The organism is Methylobacter psychrophilus, assembly GCF_025583945.1.
In the GTDB taxonomy this organism is placed as follows: Bacteria; Pseudomonadota; Gammaproteobacteria; order Methylococcales; family Methylomonadaceae; genus Methylobacter_C; species Methylobacter_C psychrophilus.
Window position 1 is genome coordinate 109491 of sequence record NZ_JAOEGU010000005.1, and the last position, 16291, is coordinate 125781.

Here is a 16291-nt window from a genome sequence, read left to right on the forward strand (position 1 = left end):
TTTCAGCTTTCTTATTGCCACTTTAATTCCAGAGCGCATCCAGAATATATCGGCAATACTATAGCGCCCAGCAACAAACTTTTCCAAGTAAAAAATACTTACCTGATTGTTACTCAGTAAAAATAAAATTTATTTTACCACATGCTTTTTAATCACTTTCCATGCTTCTATCTTTTGTTCAAGACTTAATGCTGCATAAGCTGGACTGGTTGATGGCAGACACTGATATTCAAGGTAAGAGAATCGCTGATTTAAAGCCGGAACAATCTGCTTCCGGTATAATTTTTCAGCCATTTTCCCGTTAAAAAAGACGCACTCAATAGCTTTATATTCAGTAAAAAAATCAGCAAAATCATTAGTTATAACGGTTGCCAACGTTATGTTGGCATCCAGACTTCCCTTTCGGCTACAGCTTTGCAAGACATCCCAAACCGCAATCCTGTTTTCGACTAGCAACTCTTTACGCCCTTGATAACAAAGCAGGGGATCTAAACCGAACAACGCACTTATAATTGGCCAGAAAGCATTTCTGGCATGCCCGTAATACTGTTGCCTGAGCAATGAGGCCTCACCAGGCATGCTGCCTAATATCAATACCTTGGCATTACCTGAAACGATAGGAAAAAAACCACTTATAGTTGTCATAGTTTATTTTTCATAAAATTTACTTTATTTCTATACCTTTAAATTTGAGATAATGCGCAATCATTATTTTTACAGGATATCATTTACCCATGTGGTTTAAAAATCTTAGCATTTTTCGTCTTACCGAAGCTTTCACCTTGGCTCCAGAAGAGCTGGAACAAAAACTTGAACCACTGTCTTTTCGTTCCTGCGGTCTTCATGAGGAGTTTACTTTTGGCTGGACACCGCCCTTAGGCAAAACAGCACAACAACTGGTACATAATGCCAACGGCTTTATGATGCTGTGTGTAAAAAAGGAAGAAAGAGTCCTGCCAGCCGCTGTCGTTAATGAACTGGTTCAGGAAAAAATTCTTGAACAAGAAGAGCAACAAGCACGCAAATTATCCAAAAAAGAGCGAACTGAAATCAAAGATGAACTGATCTTTGATTTATTACCCAAGGCATTTACTTTTTCACGAAAAATATATGCTTATATTGACCCTAAAGGCGGCTGGTTAATTGTCGATGCGGCCTCCGCAAAAAGTGCCGAGGATTTACTCAGTTTATTACGTAAATCTTTAGGCTCATTACCTGCCATGCCTCTTAATACCATCGAAAAACCAAGCACCACCATGACTCAATGGCTGCTTAATAATGAAGCACCCGACGATATCACCATCGAAGATGAATGTGAATTGCGTGCACCAGAAGAGGCTGGCGGCATTATTCGCTGTAAGCGCCACGATTTATCGCTTCCCGAGATTAAAACTCACCTGGATACCGGCAAAGTAGTTATTAAGCTGGCCGTTAGCTGGGCAGAACGCCTTTCATTCATTATTGATGAAAATCTGTCCGTTAAACGCCTCCGCTTTCTTGATTTAATTCAGGATCAAGTCGCTGATATTGAAACCGAAGATGAAGCGGCACAGTTTGATGTCGACTTTTCAATTATGTCAGCGGAACTGGCAAACTTCCTGCCACGCTTGATAGAGTTGTTTGGCGGAGAAAATAAGGCATAAAAAAAAGCCCGGCGGAAAACCGCCGGGCTTTTTTCTGCTCTAAAGCAATAATGATTTATTTCATCATTGATTTTTTGAACAAGTTGTCCAATTTGCTGTTAGTGTCTTGAGCATACTGAGCAGCACGGTTAGCAGCAGATTCTGCAGCAGATGCTTTTGCAGATGCGTCAGCAGCTGCGCTTTGTGCGCTTTGTGCATCAGATGATGCTTGAGCTACAGAAGTTTTCAAGCCGTCAATTTGTGATTGCAGACCTTCAATATCTGAATTAGTCGCACAACCAACAACCAAACTTGCAACCATTGCGATCATTGATAATTTCATTACTTTTTTCATATTATTTTCCTCAGTTTAAAGTTATTACTACAAAAAAACATTATAGCTGGCGGGATTCTAGCATTGTTAGCTATATTTTCCAGCTTTATTTTATCTTAACCACTGTTCCGGTGTCGATCAATTGACTTAAATGATCAATCTGAGTGTTAGTCAAGGCAATACAACCATGAGTCCAATCAAACGCTTTATGAATTCTTGCATCTGCACGCCCAAGACCATGAATACCGATTTGTCCACCTAACGGCGTGTTTTGTGGTGGTATTTGATGAAATTGATGAGCAGTAATTATTCGTTCATAAGTTAATCGATCAATAACACCCTTTCCTAAGGCTTTTTCCGCGTCTTCTGCGGAAGGGTAATTTAACCCAAAAAACCGGCGAAAGCTACTTTTTTCACCAACCCAGCCTATTCTATAACTTCCAAAAGGCGTCACGTTATCGCCTCGATGACCTTTTAATCCGGCACCGCCACGACCAATAGCAATTTCACTCAATATTTCAAGTGTTTGCTCACCTTTTTTTACCTCAATTTTTCGCGCGGTGGTATCGATTAAAAGCCACACATTGGGATCTGCATAAGCAGTAAAAGAAACTAAACTACAACACAGTAATAAATAAGTTCGCAACATATTAAAATTTACATTAAAAAAGGATTTTGGTGTACTTTATAAACCACATTAATTATCGCATTAAGGAGACAACATGCAAATAGAAACTATCGCAACACAACCTTACAACGATCAGAATCCAGGCACATCAGGACTCCGAAAAAAAGTTAAAGTATTTCAGCAACCCAGGTATCTGGAAAATTTTGTTCAATCAATTTTCGACTCATTGGAAGACTTCAACGGAAAAACATTGATATTAGGTGGCGATGGCCGCTATTTTAACAGAGTGGCTATTCAAATCATCATTAAAATTGCAGCCGCCAATGGTTTTGGTGAATTGATTATTGGCCAGGGAGGATTACTGTCTACACCGGCCGCGTCACATCTCATCAGAAAATATAATGCCTTTGGAGGACTTATTCTTTCTGCCAGCCATAACCCCGGAGGCCCGGATGAAGATTTTGGCATCAAGTATAATGTTGGTAATGGCGGACCTGCTCCGGAAAAAGACACTAACGCATTCTATCAGCGTAGCCAAACCATCGACAGTTATAAAACGGCTAACATCCAAGATGTGGATCTCGATAGCATAGGCTCTCAGCAAATAGACGAGCTTAAAGTCACCATTATTGATCCGGTTGCTGATTATGCGGAACTTATGCAATCCATTTTCGATTTTAACTTGCTTAAACAAAGCATTAGCTCTGGCTATATTACATTGCTGTTTGACGCCATGAGCGCGATAACCGGACCTTATGCAAAAAGAATATTGATAGACATGCTGGGAGCTTCGCCAGAATCGGTGATTAATGCCGAACCGCTGGAAGATTTTGGCGGTCATCATCCTGACCCTAATTTGGCGCACGCACATGAACTTGCCGAGCGTATGTTCAGCGCTAACGCCCCTACCTTTGGCGCAGCATCTGATGGTGATGGCGACCGCAACATGATCACCGGTAGCAATATTTTTGTCACACCCAGTGACAGCCTGGCTATTATGGCGGCCAATGCGCATTTAATTCCGGCTTATTGCAAAGGCTTAAGCGGAGTCGCAAGGTCCATGCCTACCAGTCAGGCAGTTGACCGCGTCGCAGCCAGCTACAACATACCCTGTTACGAAACGCCTACTGGCTGGAAATTTTTCGGCAATTTACTTGATGCCGGAAAAATAACCCTATGCGGCGAAGAAAGCTTTGGTACCGGCTCTGATCATGTGCGTGAAAAGGATGGTTTATGGGCAGTGCTTTTCTGGCTAAATTTAATTGCTGTTAAACGCCAGTCTGTTATAGATATTGTCCATGATCACTGGCAAAAATTCGGTAGAGACATTTATTGCCGTCACGACTATGAAGCTGTCGAGAGCCCGATTGCTAACAGCATTCTCGAACATTTACGCAGTCAATTAGCAACATTACCTGGCCAAAGTTTTGGCGAATACGTTGTTAACTATGCTGATGAATTCAGCTATGAAGATCCGATAGACGGCAGTATCAGTAATAATCAAGGCATACGCATCGGCTTTGAAAACGGTTCGCGGATTGTTTTTCGTTTATCCGGAACAGGAACAGTGGGTGCGACTTTAAGAATCTATATCGAACGGTTTGAAGCGGATGCCACCAGACACAATCAAGATGCGCAAGAGGCATTAGGCGAGTTAATTCTGCTCGCCGAACAGTTTTGTGAAATTAAAAAACGAACCGGCAGAACAGAGCCTACAGTAACGACTTAAACTTAAGTGAGTAGAGACGCGATAAATCGCGTCTCTACGCCATTTCGATATGATGGGCGATATTGTGTAATGAACAAATCAAAAAGACACCGGCAGCAATCAAGGCAATTTGTTGCAATGAAGTTTTCATGTCAGTTTTGGTATGCAACGAGGGTATCAAATCAGCAACAGCAATATAAATAAAGCTTGAAGCCGCTAATGCCAGGAAATATGGCAGGCTATCATGCAAATCTTCCAGGCTAAAGTAAGCCAACACCCCGCCTAATACAGTAGTCAAGCTGGCCAGCACATTGTAAAAAAGTGCTTTACCCCGAGAATAACCACTGTCCAATAAGATGGCAAAGTCACCTACTTCTTGAGGAATTTCGTGCGCTGCCACCGCTAAACTGGTCACTATGCCTAACTGCACATCGGTTAAAAATGCCGCCGCAATTAAAACACCATCAACAAAGTTATGAATGCTATCGCCCACAATAATCAACGCGCCCGCAGACTTGGCACCGCCGTGACTATGTCCGTGACTATGTGCATGATTATCACTCTGCGTATCATCACCATGAGCTTCGCAACGACCATAATGACAATGCCGCCAAATCAACAATTTTTCCAGTACAAAAAAACCAAGAATACCGGCTAAAATCGTTGCCGATAATGATTGAAATTGCTCAGGTTTAACCTTTTCAAAAGCCTCGGGAATCAACCCCCAAAAAGCAACCGCTAATAATGCACCAATGGCAAAACTAATTCCGTGCGGTAATATTGCACTCCGGTGATGATCACGCAACAGTAAAAAAACAGCTGCGGCCATAACGCTTAATACGCCACCGACAGCGGTAAAGATAATAATTAATACCAATAAATTCACTGCGTTATTCTCTCCATATTAATGTCGCCATGCGTCCTGTTTGTGACTCCCTGCGATAAGAATAAAAACGCTCATGCTCGGTAACAGTACAGTGTGTGCCGCCGTAAACGTTAACTACGCCCAGCGCTGCCAGTTCAATCCGGGCTAACTGGTAAATATCGGCCAACCACTTATTGTTACTTTGCCGTTTAAATGCATCGTTGAATCCTGCTGATTTTTGCAGAAAAGCATCTCGCACTTCAAAGCCGACTTCAAAACAGTCAGGCCCGATTGCCGGCCCTAACCATACCAGTAAATCCCTCCTATCCCCCTTTTTACAAAGTGGAGGATTGAGACCGCTATTGCCGAACTGGCTGGTTTCCCCGCTTGAAAGAGAGGGATTGAGAGGACTTTGCATGGCATCGATCGTGTTACCGATTACACCTGCCAACAAACCACGCCAACCGGCATGAATTGCTGCTACTTGCGCACCATCGCTGGAGCAAACCAGTAACGGCAAACAATCCGCAGTCAGCACCGCACAAACCACGCCTGACTCATTTGTATAACTGGCATCAGCTTGTTGCAATGAAGTCGTTTTTACGGCCTTAACGGCACGATTACTATGTATTTGCTCCAACCATACCGGTTCAGCCGGTAAGTCCAGAATTTCTGTAATAATCTGCCTGTTCTTTTTAACCAGATCATTATTATCATTAACATGACTCGCCGGATTAAGACTGGAGAAAATACCTTGGCTTACACCGCCTGTACGCAACGTGGTTGCTGCATGAATATTAGCGGGTGCCGGCCAGTCAGGAACCAGCCAATGTTTAATCCCGGTCATTATCGGCTAAAGCTGCCAATAAACGCGTCATATCGTCAGGTAAAGGCTGCGTCCATTCACAGTATTCATCCGTTACCGGATGCTGTAAACCCAATTTTGCCGCATGCAATGCCTGACGCTTAAAGCTGCGCAATTCTTTTTCCAGTTGCTCACTACAATCAGCCGGCATTTGAAAACGCCCACCATAAACCTGATCACCCAAGAGCGGATAACGAATATGTGCCATATGTACACGTATTTGATGAGTACGCCCTGTTTCCAGCTTAACCTGAACCAGAGTATGCCGGGTAAAGCGCTTCTCAACACGATAATGGGTGACCGCAAATTTACCAGACTCTTTAACTGCATAACGTTTACGGTCCGTAGGGTGCCTGGCAATAGGCTCATCCACTGTTCCTCCTGCCGTCATACGTCCCCGCGTAATCGCCAAGTATTCCCGGGTAATTGCCCTGTCCTGAAGCTGTTGCGTCAAGCTGTTATGAGCTTGCAAAGTTTTGGCAATCATCAGCAAGCCACTGGTTTCCTTATCAATCCTGTGCACAATACCGGCTCTTGGCAATGTCTCCAGTGTTGAATTATGGTTTAGCAAGGCATTTAACAACGTGCCATGCCAATTTCCCACTGCGGGATGCACCACAAGGCCTGCCGGCTTGTTAACAATTAAAAGACTGTCATCCTCAAAAACAATATCCAACGGAATAGGTTCCGCTTCGGAGGTAATCACCACTTCCGCTTCGGCATCCAGCATTATCGCTTCGCCACCCTCAAGTTTGTCTTTTGGTTTTAGTGTTAAACCGTTAACCTGTACTCGCCCGGCTTTAACCCAAGTTTGCAATTTACTGCGCGAATAATCGGCAAACAGTTCGGCAAGTGCTTGGTCTAAACGCATGCCTGCCATTTCGTAAGGTACTTCTGCTGTTAATCTTGTCATAACAAGTTCTTCTGAATAACCCATTGTTAAGTTATACTCGCAGGATACCTAGCCATTAAAGTATCGCCGTTCATGCTGCGAGAAAACCTCTAATATTACAACGTGTCGTTAGTACTATGCGATTAATTTTAATTAAATTTTCATTTATTTTTTTTTTAACCCTATCTCTTCAAGGTTGCGGAACACTGAAAGAACTCTTTTCCAGTGACTCAAGCTCATCAGATGAGAATGAATATGTCGACTGGACAGCCCAAAAATTTCGCTCGGAGGCTAAATTAGCCGTAGATGCAGGCAGTTATGAAAAAGCGATCAAGCTCTACGAAGCACTTGGATCCCGTTATCCTTTTGGTGAAGACTCCGCTCAAACAGAACTGGATATTGCTTACGCTTATTTTAAAAATAATGATCCCGACTCGGCAATTGCTGCCGCTGATCGCTTCATTAAAATGAATCCTCGAAGTCCCGGTGTAGATTATGCTTATTATTTAAAAGGCCTGGTTAATTACAATCGAGGCATAGGCTTTATTGATCGATTCCTGCCAACAGATACATCACAACGTGATACAGGAACTTCCCGTGATGCCTTAAAAAACTTTGAAGAACTAATTCGCCTGTTCCCCCGCAGTAAATATGTGCCTGATGCGCGATCCAGAATGATTTCACTTAGAAATAATCTGGCCATGTATGAAGTCCACGTTGCACGCTATTACTTAAAACGTAGAGCTTATGTAGCTGCCGCAGACAGAGCATCTACGGTTATTAAAAACTATGAGCGCACACCCGCAGTTCCTTATGCCTTACTGGTCTTACAAGAAGCTTATACCAATCTTGAAATGCTGGATCTTGCCAAAGATGTAACTCGGGTTTATGAATTAAACTATCCCAATGGGCCACCCGTTCTGGAACACGAAAATGCAACGATTTCTCATAAAATATGGGATTTTATTGGCTTGGAAAAGTAGCGGCAATATTTCTAAATGTAGCTGCCCCACTTAAGTCGGGGCTGTTCATTTTGGTTTTTAATACTCTTATTTAGCCATCACTAAAGCGAATAACTCCGTTGCCAATATTGCTTGTAGCCAGTTATTTAAAGCTTTAAAAACAGATAACCTGAACCACGGCTTATCAACACTGGCAAACTGACGAATAAACGGAAAAATAGCCGCATCGGCCAACGAAAAATTATCACCGCACAGATACATGGAATGCATTAAACGGGTTTCAAGTTCAGTTAAAAACACTTCAGCCTGTTCCCGGTAATAAACCTGCGAGAAATCCGGATACCGGTCTGCATATTTATAACGATCAAGATACTGTTTAAATTCCCCGTCATTCCATTGGATAAGTCTGTTCGCCTCAATATTAAAGTGCAGCCAATGCTCGGGATCATGTTGCATTAATGCCCAGTGCATAATATCCAGACTTTCCTCAATCACCGCACCATTAATAAGCTGCAATACCGGCACGGTAGCTTTAGGCGATATAACCAGAAGGTGTTCGGGCTTGTTTTTTAATTCCACCTCCCGAATTTCTACAGAAACGCCAGCATAAGCAATAGCCATTCTGGCTCTGATTGCATAAGGGCAGCGCCTGAAGCTATATAAAATTGAGAGGTTATTGATCATATTTAGTTATTTGGTTTGCACACATTTTAATTGGGTATATTAACCATCCTCAATTAACGTAATCTGGCATGTTGAGCCAGGAAAGCACATCAATTGAATAATCTTCACCAAGGATACTAATAAAAAAGCCCCAGTTGTTAAAAACAACCAGGGCTTTTTTGTGAAGCAGAGCTTAAAGCACAAAGCTTTAAGACAGCATGATTACATCATGCCGCCCATTCCACCCATACCGCCCATGCCGCCCATATCAGGCATGCCATGACCTTTGTCATCGCTAGGAGCATCAGCAATCATCACTTCTGTCGTCAGCATTAAGCCGGCAACAGAGGCTGCGTTTTGCAGCGCAGTACGTGTTACTTTGGCAGGATCAAGAATACCCATTTCGATCATGTCACCGTATTCGCCAGTCGCTGCATTGTAACCGTAGTTACCAGTACCTTTTTGCACTTCGTTAAATACTACTGAAGGCTCGTCACCTGCGTTGGCAACAATTTGACGCAAAGGCTCTTCCATCGCACGACGCAAGATATTAACACCGACAGTTTGATCGTGATTAATACCTTCCAGACCAACCAATGCTGACAATGCGCGAACTAACGCAGTACCACCACCAGCAACTACGCCTTCTTCAACAGCTGCGCGTGTTGAATGCAGAGCATCTTCTACGCGTGCTTTCTTTTCTTTCATTTCAATTTCAGTTGCAGCGCCAACTTTGATTACAGCAACACCGCCGGCTAATTTAGCCAAACGTTCTTGCAGCTTTTCTTTGTCGTAGTCAGAAGTTGCATCGTCAGCTTGTGCACGAATTTGTGCAACACGGCCTTTGATTTGCTCTTCAGAACCTGCACCATCAATGATAGTGGTGTTTTCTTTAGTAATTTGTACTTTTTTAGCTGTACCCAGTTGCGCTAATTCCGCTTTTTCCAGGCTCAAACCAACTTCTTCAGAAATTACTACCGCACCGGTCAATACAGCGATATCTTCCAACATAGCTTTACGACGATCACCGAAACCAGGTGCCTTAACTGCCGCAACCTTAACGATACCACGAATAGTATTAACAACCAGAGTCGCCAACGCTTCGCCTTCAACATCTTCAGCAACGATCAATAATGGACGACCGGCTTTGGCAACCGCTTCCAGAATTGGCAACATATCGCGGATATTGGAAATTTTCTTTTCAAAAATAAGAATCAATGGATCGTCTAATTCGACGCTCATATTTTCTTGTTTGTTGATAAAGTAAGGTGACAAATAACCACGGTCAAACTGCATACCTTCAACGACGTCTAATTGGTTATCAAGGCCTGAACCTTCTTCAACAGTGATAACGCCTTCTTTACCGACTTTTTCCATTGCTTCAGCAATGATTTTACCAACTGACTCATCAGAGTTGGCTGAAATTGTACCAACTTGAGCAATAGCTTTGTTGTCAGTACAAGGTGTTGCAGCAGCAACAATGGCTTCAACCGCTTTAGTTACCGCCAAATCAATACCGCGCTTCAAGTCCATTGGGTTCATACCCGCGGCAACCGCTTTCAAACCTTCGTTGACAATAGATTGTGCCAATACCGTTGCAGTAGTGGTACCATCACCAGCGACATCAGAAGTATGTGAAGCTACTTCTTTAACCATTTGTGCGCCCATGTTTTCGAATTTGTCTTTTAATTCGATTTCTTTGGCAACAGATACACCGTCTTTAGTAATGGTTGGAGCGCCGAAGCTTTTGTCCAGAATCGCATTACGACCTTTAGGGCCTAAAGTTACTTTTACTGCGTTTGCTAAAATGTTAACACCACGCGCCATACGGACACGTGCGTCATCACCAAATAATACGTCTTTTGCTGCCATTTTTTGTTCCTAACTTGTGTGTGTGATTATGATTATTAAAGGGTTTAGGTTTAACCTAAAATACCCATGATGTCTTCTTCACGCATAACGATGAGGTCTTCACCGTCAACTTTAACTTCGTTACCTGAGTATTTGCCAAACAAAACTTTATCGCCAACTTTAACGTCCAACGTACGTACTGTGCCATTGTCCAGTTGCTTACCATTACCTACGGCTAATACTATACCCTGGCTTGGCTTTTCAGCAGCAGAACCAGGCAATACAATGCCACCAGCAGATGTCGTTTCTTCTTCAAGGCGTTTAACTATAACTCTATCGTGTAACGGACGTATATTCATCTATATCTCCTAACATTAAAATAAAAGGGTAACTGCTATTAGCACTCGCTAGCACTGAGTGCTAATGATAATGAGCTTTTGTAGCCTGTCAAGTTCTTTGGCATTATCTCTCATCACCATACACACTTAATACGACCTATGAACGACAACCAACTATTGCGCTATAGCCGTCAAATAATGCTGCCCCAAGTTGATATTGAGGGACAACAAAAACTCCTTGCCGCCAAGGTATTAATTATTGGTGCCGGCGGCTTGGGATCGCCTGCCGCCATATACCTTGCCGCAGCAGGGATCGGCAGCATTACTATTTATGATGACGACGAGGTGGAGTTATCCAATTTACAAAGACAGATTGCTCATCACACACTCGATATTGGGACTGATAAAGTAATTTCAACCCGTGAAACACTGAATAAATTAAATCCTGATGTCAATGTAAAAGCCGTCAAACAAAGACTGTCTGGAGAACAACTTGATAGGGAAGTAAAAGCAGCGGATGTGGTACTGGATTGTAGCGATAATTTCTCGACACGATTTGCGATCAACAAAGCCTGCGTTAATTATCAAACACCGCTGGTTTCAGGCGCAGCAATCCGCTTTGAAGGTCAGGTTTCGGTATTTACTCCGGGTAAAAATAACAGCCCTTGTTACAACTGTTTATATAGTAGTGAAGGTGAAGAATTACAAAACTGCTCAACCAATGGTGTTATAGCGCCTGTCACGGGGATAATTGGCAGCATTCAGGCCTTGGAAGCGATGAAATTAATTATCGCTATCGGCGAAACATTAACAGGTAGGTTATTAATTCTGGATGGCTTAACAATGGAATGGAACACTTTAAAGCTAAAGAAAAACTCCAACTGCCCCACTTGTGGCAGACTGTAAGCCAAGTTGGCGTAACCCAACCTGACTTACAAAAACTTATAGCTTTGGATGAACCAAATCATCCAAAAATATCATCAACAAACAGCATTTATTTTTTGGCAATCCGACTTTTGACAAAATGAATGGCACTTTCAGCTAATTCATTAACAAAAGACGGAGCCTCACTATCCGGATCAGTTTCGCCAAATGGCTTGCCATTTTTCTGGGTATATTTGTAAATAAAGTAGCCTAACGGCGCAAATGCAACGCTGGCAATAATTAACATAATCAAAAACAGCTCAATAACACCACCCATAACCCCTCCTCATAATTTTATGTAGCCAGGCAATTTCCCACGAAGAACATACCCAAGCCGCCGGGCTTTTTATTCATTGTCTGCGTTATCAAAACAGTCGCGCAGCCAGCTATGCGACTGTTTTTCTACCTTGAAAATGAACAAAAATTCTGAGCCATCCGGGTCTATTCATTCTTGGCTGTTGCCTTATTATTTTTTTTTGAATTTCGATAATACTCTTTTCTAAAAAGAAAAACATCCTTGTTAAGTACTGTCAAACATTGCGTAAAAAAATAGTTCATCGTATACTTTTAATTAGCTTACTTGATCAAGCTAGCAACTATTCTAATAATCTTCTGGAGGTTCACGATGAAATGGGAAACACCAAGCTATACAGACCTACGTTTCGGCTTTGAAGTAACAATGTACATCTACAATCGCTAAATGAACTTTCCTGACTTAATTGTCGGGATCATTAAAGCTGGTTTAAAGAAGGGGTTCACTTAGAGCCCCTTTTTTTTGCCTGAAAATTGTTATTCCCGTATCATTCAAGGCTTTCTTTTAAGGCTTTCATCATGAAAATTAGAGTTCTTGGTTCAGGTGCAGGTGGCGGCTTTCCGCAATGGAACTGCAACTGCCATAATTGTCACCGTTTGCGCCACCACACAATGAACGGCAAAGCACGAACACAATCATCTATTGCTGTGAGTACGGACGATAAAAACTGGCTGTTATTTAATACATCCCCCGATATTCGCGCGCAACTGGAAGCTTTCCCCGCCATTCAGCCCAAAGAAGGCATTCGTGACACCGGCATTAAGGCTATTATGCTTATTGATAGCCAAATTGATCATACGACAGGCATGTTAATGCTCAGGGAAGGCAAGCCATTGGATGTCTACTGCACAGACATGGTTAAACAAGACCTGACTACAGGTTTTCCCTTATTTACCATGCTGGAACACTATTGCACCATCAATCATCATCCGGTACCTGTTGATGGCAGCAGCTTTACTATTCCCGCCATTGCTGATTTACGTTTTTATACCCAAGCCTTAAAAAGCAAAGCACCGCCTTATTCGCCACATCGGCATGATCCACATGAAGGCGATAACATCGGTGTTATTATTGAACAAATCTCTACCGGCAAAAAAGTATTTTATTCGCCGGGCCTGGGTGAAATAGAGCCACATGTGATGGCTGCCATGCAAGATGTTGATTGTCTGTTGGTAGATGGTACCTTCTGGACCAATGACGAGATGTGTACGCAAAATATCAGCCATAAAAAAGCCCGTGAAATTGGTCACTTGCCACAATATGGTGCAGGCGGCATGATAGAAGTACTAAGCGGTGTAGCCAAAGCCCGTAAAATACTGATACATATTAATAACACCAACCCCATTCTGGATGATGATTCCGAGCAACGTAAAATCCTTGATGCTGCCGGCATTGAAGTGGCTTACGATGGATTGGAAATCGATTTATAGCCCTAGCCGGAGTACAAAAACCAGTTTTTGCACTCCGTTTTTATTAATCTCCAAAGGACATCACCATGAGCAATACCGATAATACCGCATGGACAAAAACAGAATTTGAAGCTGCCCTGCGGGGCATGGAAAAGTATTATCATATTCATCATCCTTACCATACCCTGATGAACGCGGGACAACTCACTAAAGAACAATTACAAGGCTGGGTTGCCAACCGTTTTTACTACCAGGTGAGCATCCCTATAAAAGATGCCAACATCCTTGCTAATTGTCCTGATCGTGAAACCCGCGCCAAATGGATCCAACGCATTCTGGATCATGATGGTCATCCCGGCGATCCCGGCGGCATAGAGGCCTGGATACAATTGGGTATAGCTGTCGGCTTAAGCCGTGAAGACATTACGTCATTAAAATATGTATTACCGGGTGTTCGTTTTGCCGTCGATGCCTACGTTAACTTTGCCCGAAGAGCCGAATGGCATGAGGCGGCAAGTTCTTCGTTGACGGAATTATTTGCGCCCAAAATCCACCAGCAACGTTTGGATAACTGGCCCGAACACTACCCATGGGTTGATGTGGAAGGTTACAACTATTTCCGTAAACGTCTGGGAGAAGCACGGCGCGATGTTGAGCATGGTCTCGCTATAACACTGGACTGGTACAAAACCCGTGAACAGCAGGATCGCATGGTGCAAATTTTAAAATTTAAACTGGATGTGTTATGGACTATGGCGGATGCCATGTATATGGCTTATATTAATAATATGCCACCGTATTTTACTATTGAGAAATAATAAAAACAGCCTAATGTAGAGCTTTTCGCGTAACTGATATCACCCAAAGCCGCCCTATGATTGCAATAGACTGGATAAAACAAGCCGTACATGATGATGATTATCGGTATTCCCGGCATGGCGACCAAGAGCGGCAAAATGATAATTTAACCTTGATTCAAGTAGCACAAGCCTTATATAACGGACGTATTCTTGAACAATATACAAATACTGGTCGAGGCGTAAGCTGTTTAGTCGCAGGGTTTGCTGATAACGGCACTCCCATTCATATAGTATGTGGATGTATGGTTAAAACACTGGTAATTATTACCGTCTATGTTCCTACACCACCCAAGTTTAAAAACCCTTTTGAACGAGGTAATTCATAATGTCAGAACAGTGCGTATTTTGTGGCCACAAACACCTTAGCAGTAAAACCACACGCTACATTTACCAAAAAGATCAGCAGATGTTAGTGGTTGAACACGTACCTTGCCTGGAATGTACATTTTGCGGTGAACAATACTTTGATGCGGCGGTATTACAAAAAATCGAAAACGACTACCTTGCTATCACTCATCAACAAAGACAACCACAGCGAATCATGCAGGTGGCCGTTGAAGATTTTGCCACACTATCTTTATAAACCCACGACTTAAGACCAAATATTAAAAATGACCATAAACAAGGAACTGCTCATTCAATTTTCTCGTACCCACCGTTTGCAATGGGAGGAAGCACAACAAAAAAATGTCATTCTTTACCCGGAAGGTATGGTGGAACTTAATGAAAGTTCAGCTGAAATTTTGAAGCTCTGTGATGGCACGCGCAATCTTGCCCAAATTGTCAGTGATCTGGAACACAAATTTTCCACATCGGGTCTTACCAACGATATTACCGCTTTCCTGGAGGTTGCTTTACAAAATGGCTGGATTAATCAAAACTAACCCTACGACTACGCTCAGGGCAGGCATTACACCGCCGCGCTGGTTACTGGCAGAACTGACCTACGCTTGTCCGTTACAGTGCCCCTATTGCTCCAACCCGGTTGATTATGCAAACTATCAAACTGAATTAGACACCGAAGGCTGGAAACGCGTGCTGACTCAAGCACGGAAAATGGGCGCAGTGCAGTTAGGCTTTTCGGGAGGTGAACCTCTCACCCGCAAAGATCTAACCGAACTGGTTAAACACGCCAGAGATCTGGGTTATTATTCCAACCTGATTACCTCGGGTTACGGACTGACAGAAGAAAAAATTATCCAGCTTAAAGAAGCCGGACTGGATCACATTCAGGTCAGTATTCAGGCTAGCACTCAGGAATTAAACGACCATATCGCTGGCACAGCGTCGTTTGAGCACAAAAAAGAAGTTGCTCACCTGGTTAAAAAGCACGGTTACCCGATGGTATTATGCGTAGTTATACACCGTGAAAACATTCACCAAATGCCGGAAATATTGGCAATGGCAGAAGAACTGGGCGCTGATTATCTGGAACTCGCCAACACACAATATTACGGCTGGGCACATACCAACCGCGATTTATTGTTACCCACAAAAGAACAATTTGAAAAAGCCGAAGCCATTGCCCAGGCATTTAAAGAAACCGTCACCGGGAAAATGAAAATTTATTATGTCGTGCCGGATTTTTATGAAAATCGACCCAAAGCTTGTATGAATGGTTGGGGAACGACCTTTCTGACTATCGCACCGGATGGCGTGGCTCTGCCCTGTCATTCTGCGCGTGATTTACCCGGACTGGATTGCCCCAATGTTAACGACTATAGCGTTGAAGAAATATGGAATGAGTCGAAAGCCTTTAATTTCTTTAGAGGCGATGACTGGATGAAAGAGCCTTGTCGTAGCTGCGATGAAAAAGATAAGGATTTTGGCGGTTGCCATTGCCAAGCCTACTTGTTAACGGGCGACATGCGTAACGCTGACCCTGTATGCAGCAAATCACCTCATCATGGCGTTATTCAGGACGCGATAGATTCGGCAGCCAGAAGCACATTATCGGCTAATGAAAAGCCGCTATTATTTCGTAACAGTAAAAACTCAAAGCTTTTGTCTTAAGTGCTTGATTAATTCACCACGAACGACTGCATCCATGCAGTAGT

The 16291-nt window shown here is 42.9% G+C and carries 21 protein-coding genes; 11 read left to right on the forward strand and 10 right to left on the reverse strand.

Translation table 11 applies throughout. From position 1 onward, the window contains the following. Positions 1 to 129 precede the first annotated feature (129 nt). Positions 130 to 645 carry a DNA-deoxyinosine glycosylase gene (locus N7974_RS04425; protein ID WP_262964441.1) on the reverse strand — a complete coding sequence of 172 codons (516 nt, stop codon included), beginning with the start codon at positions 643 to 645 and terminating at the stop codon, positions 130 to 132. Positions 646 to 734: 89 nt separating this feature from the next. Between N7974_RS04425 and rdgC the strand changes: the two genes are divergently transcribed. Then, entirely contained in the window at positions 735 to 1643 is a 909-nt protein-coding gene (gene rdgC / locus N7974_RS04430) for a recombination-associated protein RdgC (protein ID WP_262964442.1), read from the forward strand. A 55-nt stretch (positions 1644 to 1698) separates the two neighbouring features. On the opposite strand, the gene N7974_RS04435 is transcribed toward rdgC, so the two are convergent. Both N7974_RS04435 and N7974_RS04440 read right to left on the reverse strand, forming a co-directional pair. Then, complete coding sequence (locus tag N7974_RS04435) at positions 1699 to 1977, reverse strand: Lpp/OprI family alanine-zipper lipoprotein (RefSeq protein ID WP_243219839.1); 279 nt, start codon at positions 1975 to 1977, stop codon at positions 1699 to 1701. 85 nt (positions 1978 to 2062) lie between these two features. Continuing rightward, on the reverse strand, positions 2063 to 2605 hold the full coding sequence (locus N7974_RS04440) for a L,D-transpeptidase family protein (protein ID WP_262964443.1): 543 nt from the start codon (positions 2603 to 2605) through the stop codon (positions 2063 to 2065). 73 nt (positions 2606 to 2678) lie between these two features. Between N7974_RS04440 and N7974_RS04445 the strand changes: the two genes are divergently transcribed. Next, entirely contained in the window at positions 2679 to 4313 is a 1635-nt protein-coding gene (locus N7974_RS04445; protein ID WP_262964444.1) for an alpha-D-glucose phosphate-specific phosphoglucomutase, read from the forward strand. Positions 4314 to 4347: 34 nt separating this feature from the next. Here the strand turns inward: N7974_RS04445 and N7974_RS04450 are convergent, their stop codons facing one another. From N7974_RS04450 to rluD, 3 genes are read right to left on the reverse strand one after another with little or no spacing between them, the layout of a single operon-like run. Beyond that, positions 4348 to 5178 (reverse strand): ZIP family metal transporter, encoded by an 831-nt coding sequence (locus tag N7974_RS04450; protein ID WP_262964445.1) that lies wholly within the window; start codon positions 5176 to 5178, stop codon positions 4348 to 4350. Positions 5179 to 5182: 4 nt separating this feature from the next. After that, positions 5183 to 6004: a polyphenol oxidase family protein gene (locus N7974_RS04455; RefSeq protein ID WP_262964446.1), complete on the reverse strand. Its 822-nt coding sequence runs from the start codon at positions 6002 to 6004 to the stop codon at positions 5183 to 5185. Next, positions 5991 to 6935, reverse strand: a complete 945-nt coding sequence (gene rluD / locus N7974_RS04460) for a 23S rRNA pseudouridine(1911/1915/1917) synthase RluD (RefSeq protein WP_243219849.1) — start codon at positions 6933 to 6935, stop codon at positions 5991 to 5993. The genes N7974_RS04455 and rluD overlap by 14 nt, the downstream gene beginning before the upstream one ends. 116 nt (positions 6936 to 7051) lie before the next feature. Between rluD and N7974_RS04465 the strand changes: the two genes are divergently transcribed. Further along, the gene (locus tag N7974_RS04465; RefSeq protein WP_262964447.1) at positions 7052 to 7897 is read left to right on the forward strand and encodes an outer membrane protein assembly factor BamD; all 846 of its coding nucleotides are present in this window, start codon (positions 7052 to 7054) and stop codon (positions 7895 to 7897) included. A gap of 66 nt (positions 7898 to 7963) precedes the next feature. Here N7974_RS04465 and N7974_RS04470 read toward each other — a convergent pair whose 3' ends face one another. From N7974_RS04470 to N7974_RS04480, 3 genes are all read right to left on the reverse strand, one after another. Next, positions 7964 to 8560 carry a glutathione S-transferase gene (locus N7974_RS04470; protein ID WP_262964448.1) on the reverse strand — a complete coding sequence of 199 codons (597 nt, stop codon included), beginning with the start codon at positions 8558 to 8560 and terminating at the stop codon, positions 7964 to 7966. Between the two features lie 201 nt (positions 8561 to 8761). Continuing rightward, positions 8762 to 10411 (reverse strand): chaperonin GroEL, encoded by a 1650-nt coding sequence (gene groL, locus N7974_RS04475; RefSeq protein WP_262964449.1) that lies wholly within the window; start codon positions 10409 to 10411, stop codon positions 8762 to 8764. A gap of 50 nt (positions 10412 to 10461) precedes the next feature. Further along, complete coding sequence (locus N7974_RS04480; protein ID WP_262964450.1) at positions 10462 to 10749, reverse strand: co-chaperone GroES; 288 nt, start codon at positions 10747 to 10749, stop codon at positions 10462 to 10464. Between the two features lie 138 nt (positions 10750 to 10887). Between N7974_RS04480 and N7974_RS04485 the strand changes: the two genes are divergently transcribed. Beyond that, positions 10888 to 11634 (forward strand): HesA/MoeB/ThiF family protein, encoded by a 747-nt coding sequence (locus N7974_RS04485; protein ID WP_262964451.1) that lies wholly within the window; start codon positions 10888 to 10890, stop codon positions 11632 to 11634. An 88-nt stretch (positions 11635 to 11722) separates the two neighbouring features. Here the strand turns inward: N7974_RS04485 and N7974_RS04490 are convergent, their stop codons facing one another. Continuing rightward, positions 11723 to 11929: a hypothetical protein gene (locus N7974_RS04490; RefSeq protein WP_262964452.1), complete on the reverse strand. Its 207-nt coding sequence runs from the start codon at positions 11927 to 11929 to the stop codon at positions 11723 to 11725. Between the two features lie 348 nt (positions 11930 to 12277). On the opposite strand from N7974_RS04490, the gene pqqA reads away from it, so the two are divergent. The 7 genes from pqqA to pqqE all read left to right on the forward strand — a co-directional run bounded on the left by pqqA (position 12278) and on the right by pqqE (position 16247). After that, entirely contained in the window at positions 12278 to 12352 is a 75-nt protein-coding gene (gene pqqA / locus N7974_RS04495) for a pyrroloquinoline quinone precursor peptide PqqA (RefSeq protein WP_006892363.1), read from the forward strand. Between the two features lie 131 nt (positions 12353 to 12483). Further along, positions 12484 to 13395, forward strand: coding sequence for a pyrroloquinoline quinone biosynthesis protein PqqB (gene pqqB, locus N7974_RS04500; protein ID WP_262964453.1), 912 nt, complete (start codon positions 12484 to 12486; stop codon positions 13393 to 13395). 65 nt (positions 13396 to 13460) lie between these two features. After that, positions 13461 to 14192, forward strand: a complete 732-nt coding sequence (pqqC, locus tag N7974_RS04505; protein WP_262964454.1) for a pyrroloquinoline-quinone synthase PqqC — start codon at positions 13461 to 13463, stop codon at positions 14190 to 14192. Positions 14193 to 14248: 56 nt separating this feature from the next. Then, positions 14249 to 14560 (forward strand): DUF4258 domain-containing protein, encoded by a 312-nt coding sequence (locus tag N7974_RS04510; RefSeq protein WP_262964455.1) that lies wholly within the window; start codon positions 14249 to 14251, stop codon positions 14558 to 14560. Next, positions 14560 to 14817 (forward strand): type II toxin-antitoxin system MqsA family antitoxin, encoded by a 258-nt coding sequence (locus N7974_RS04515; protein WP_262964456.1) that lies wholly within the window; start codon positions 14560 to 14562, stop codon positions 14815 to 14817. The genes N7974_RS04510 and N7974_RS04515 overlap by 1 nt, the downstream gene beginning before the upstream one ends. A gap of 28 nt (positions 14818 to 14845) precedes the next feature. Further along, entirely contained in the window at positions 14846 to 15118 is a 273-nt protein-coding gene (gene pqqD, locus N7974_RS04520; RefSeq protein WP_262964457.1) for a pyrroloquinoline quinone biosynthesis peptide chaperone PqqD, read from the forward strand. Beyond that, positions 15096 to 16247 (forward strand): pyrroloquinoline quinone biosynthesis protein PqqE, encoded by a 1152-nt coding sequence (gene pqqE, locus N7974_RS04525; RefSeq protein WP_262964458.1) that lies wholly within the window; start codon positions 15096 to 15098, stop codon positions 16245 to 16247. The genes pqqD and pqqE overlap by 23 nt, the downstream gene beginning before the upstream one ends. Positions 16248 to 16291: the final 44 nt, after the last annotated feature.

What these genes read in the sequence shown, in the direction of transcription:
- rluD (WP_243219849.1), bottom strand. Translation starts at nt 6,935, where the DNA reads ATGACAAGATTAACAGCAGAAGTACCTTACGAAATGGCAGGCATGCGT.
- N7974_RS04465 (WP_262964447.1), top strand. Translation starts at nt 7,052, where the DNA reads ATGCGATTAATTTTAATTAAATTTTCATTTATTTTTTTTTTAACCCTA.
- N7974_RS04435 (WP_243219839.1), bottom strand. Translation starts at nt 1,977, where the DNA reads ATGAAAAAAGTAATGAAATTATCAATGATCGCAATGGTTGCAAGTTTG.
- rdgC (WP_262964442.1), top strand. Translation starts at nt 735, where the DNA reads ATGTGGTTTAAAAATCTTAGCATTTTTCGTCTTACCGAAGCTTTCACC.
- N7974_RS04455 (WP_262964446.1), bottom strand. Translation starts at nt 6,004, where the DNA reads ATGACCGGGATTAAACATTGGCTGGTTCCTGACTGGCCGGCACCCGCT.
- N7974_RS04485 (WP_262964451.1), top strand. Translation starts at nt 10,888, where the DNA reads ATGAACGACAACCAACTATTGCGCTATAGCCGTCAAATAATGCTGCCC.
- pqqC (WP_262964454.1), top strand. Translation starts at nt 13,461, where the DNA reads ATGAGCAATACCGATAATACCGCATGGACAAAAACAGAATTTGAAGCT.
- N7974_RS04445 (WP_262964444.1), top strand. Translation starts at nt 2,679, where the DNA reads ATGCAAATAGAAACTATCGCAACACAACCTTACAACGATCAGAATCCA.
- pqqE (WP_262964458.1), top strand. Translation starts at nt 15,096, where the DNA reads ATGGCTGGATTAATCAAAACTAACCCTACGACTACGCTCAGGGCAGGC.
- N7974_RS04510 (WP_262964455.1), top strand. Translation starts at nt 14,249, where the DNA reads ATGATTGCAATAGACTGGATAAAACAAGCCGTACATGATGATGATTAT.
- N7974_RS04470 (WP_262964448.1), bottom strand. Translation starts at nt 8,560, where the DNA reads ATGATCAATAACCTCTCAATTTTATATAGCTTCAGGCGCTGCCCTTAT.
- N7974_RS04440 (WP_262964443.1), bottom strand. Translation starts at nt 2,605, where the DNA reads ATGTTGCGAACTTATTTATTACTGTGTTGTAGTTTAGTTTCTTTTACT.
- pqqD (WP_262964457.1), top strand. Translation starts at nt 14,846, where the DNA reads ATGACCATAAACAAGGAACTGCTCATTCAATTTTCTCGTACCCACCGT.
- N7974_RS04425 (WP_262964441.1), bottom strand. Translation starts at nt 645, where the DNA reads ATGACAACTATAAGTGGTTTTTTTCCTATCGTTTCAGGTAATGCCAAG.
- N7974_RS04490 (WP_262964452.1), bottom strand. Translation starts at nt 11,929, where the DNA reads ATGGGTGGTGTTATTGAGCTGTTTTTGATTATGTTAATTATTGCCAGC.
- pqqB (WP_262964453.1), top strand. Translation starts at nt 12,484, where the DNA reads ATGAAAATTAGAGTTCTTGGTTCAGGTGCAGGTGGCGGCTTTCCGCAA.
- N7974_RS04515 (WP_262964456.1), top strand. Translation starts at nt 14,560, where the DNA reads ATGTCAGAACAGTGCGTATTTTGTGGCCACAAACACCTTAGCAGTAAA.
- N7974_RS04480 (WP_262964450.1), bottom strand. Translation starts at nt 10,749, where the DNA reads ATGAATATACGTCCGTTACACGATAGAGTTATAGTTAAACGCCTTGAA.
- groL (WP_262964449.1), bottom strand. Translation starts at nt 10,411, where the DNA reads ATGGCAGCAAAAGACGTATTATTTGGTGATGACGCACGTGTCCGTATG.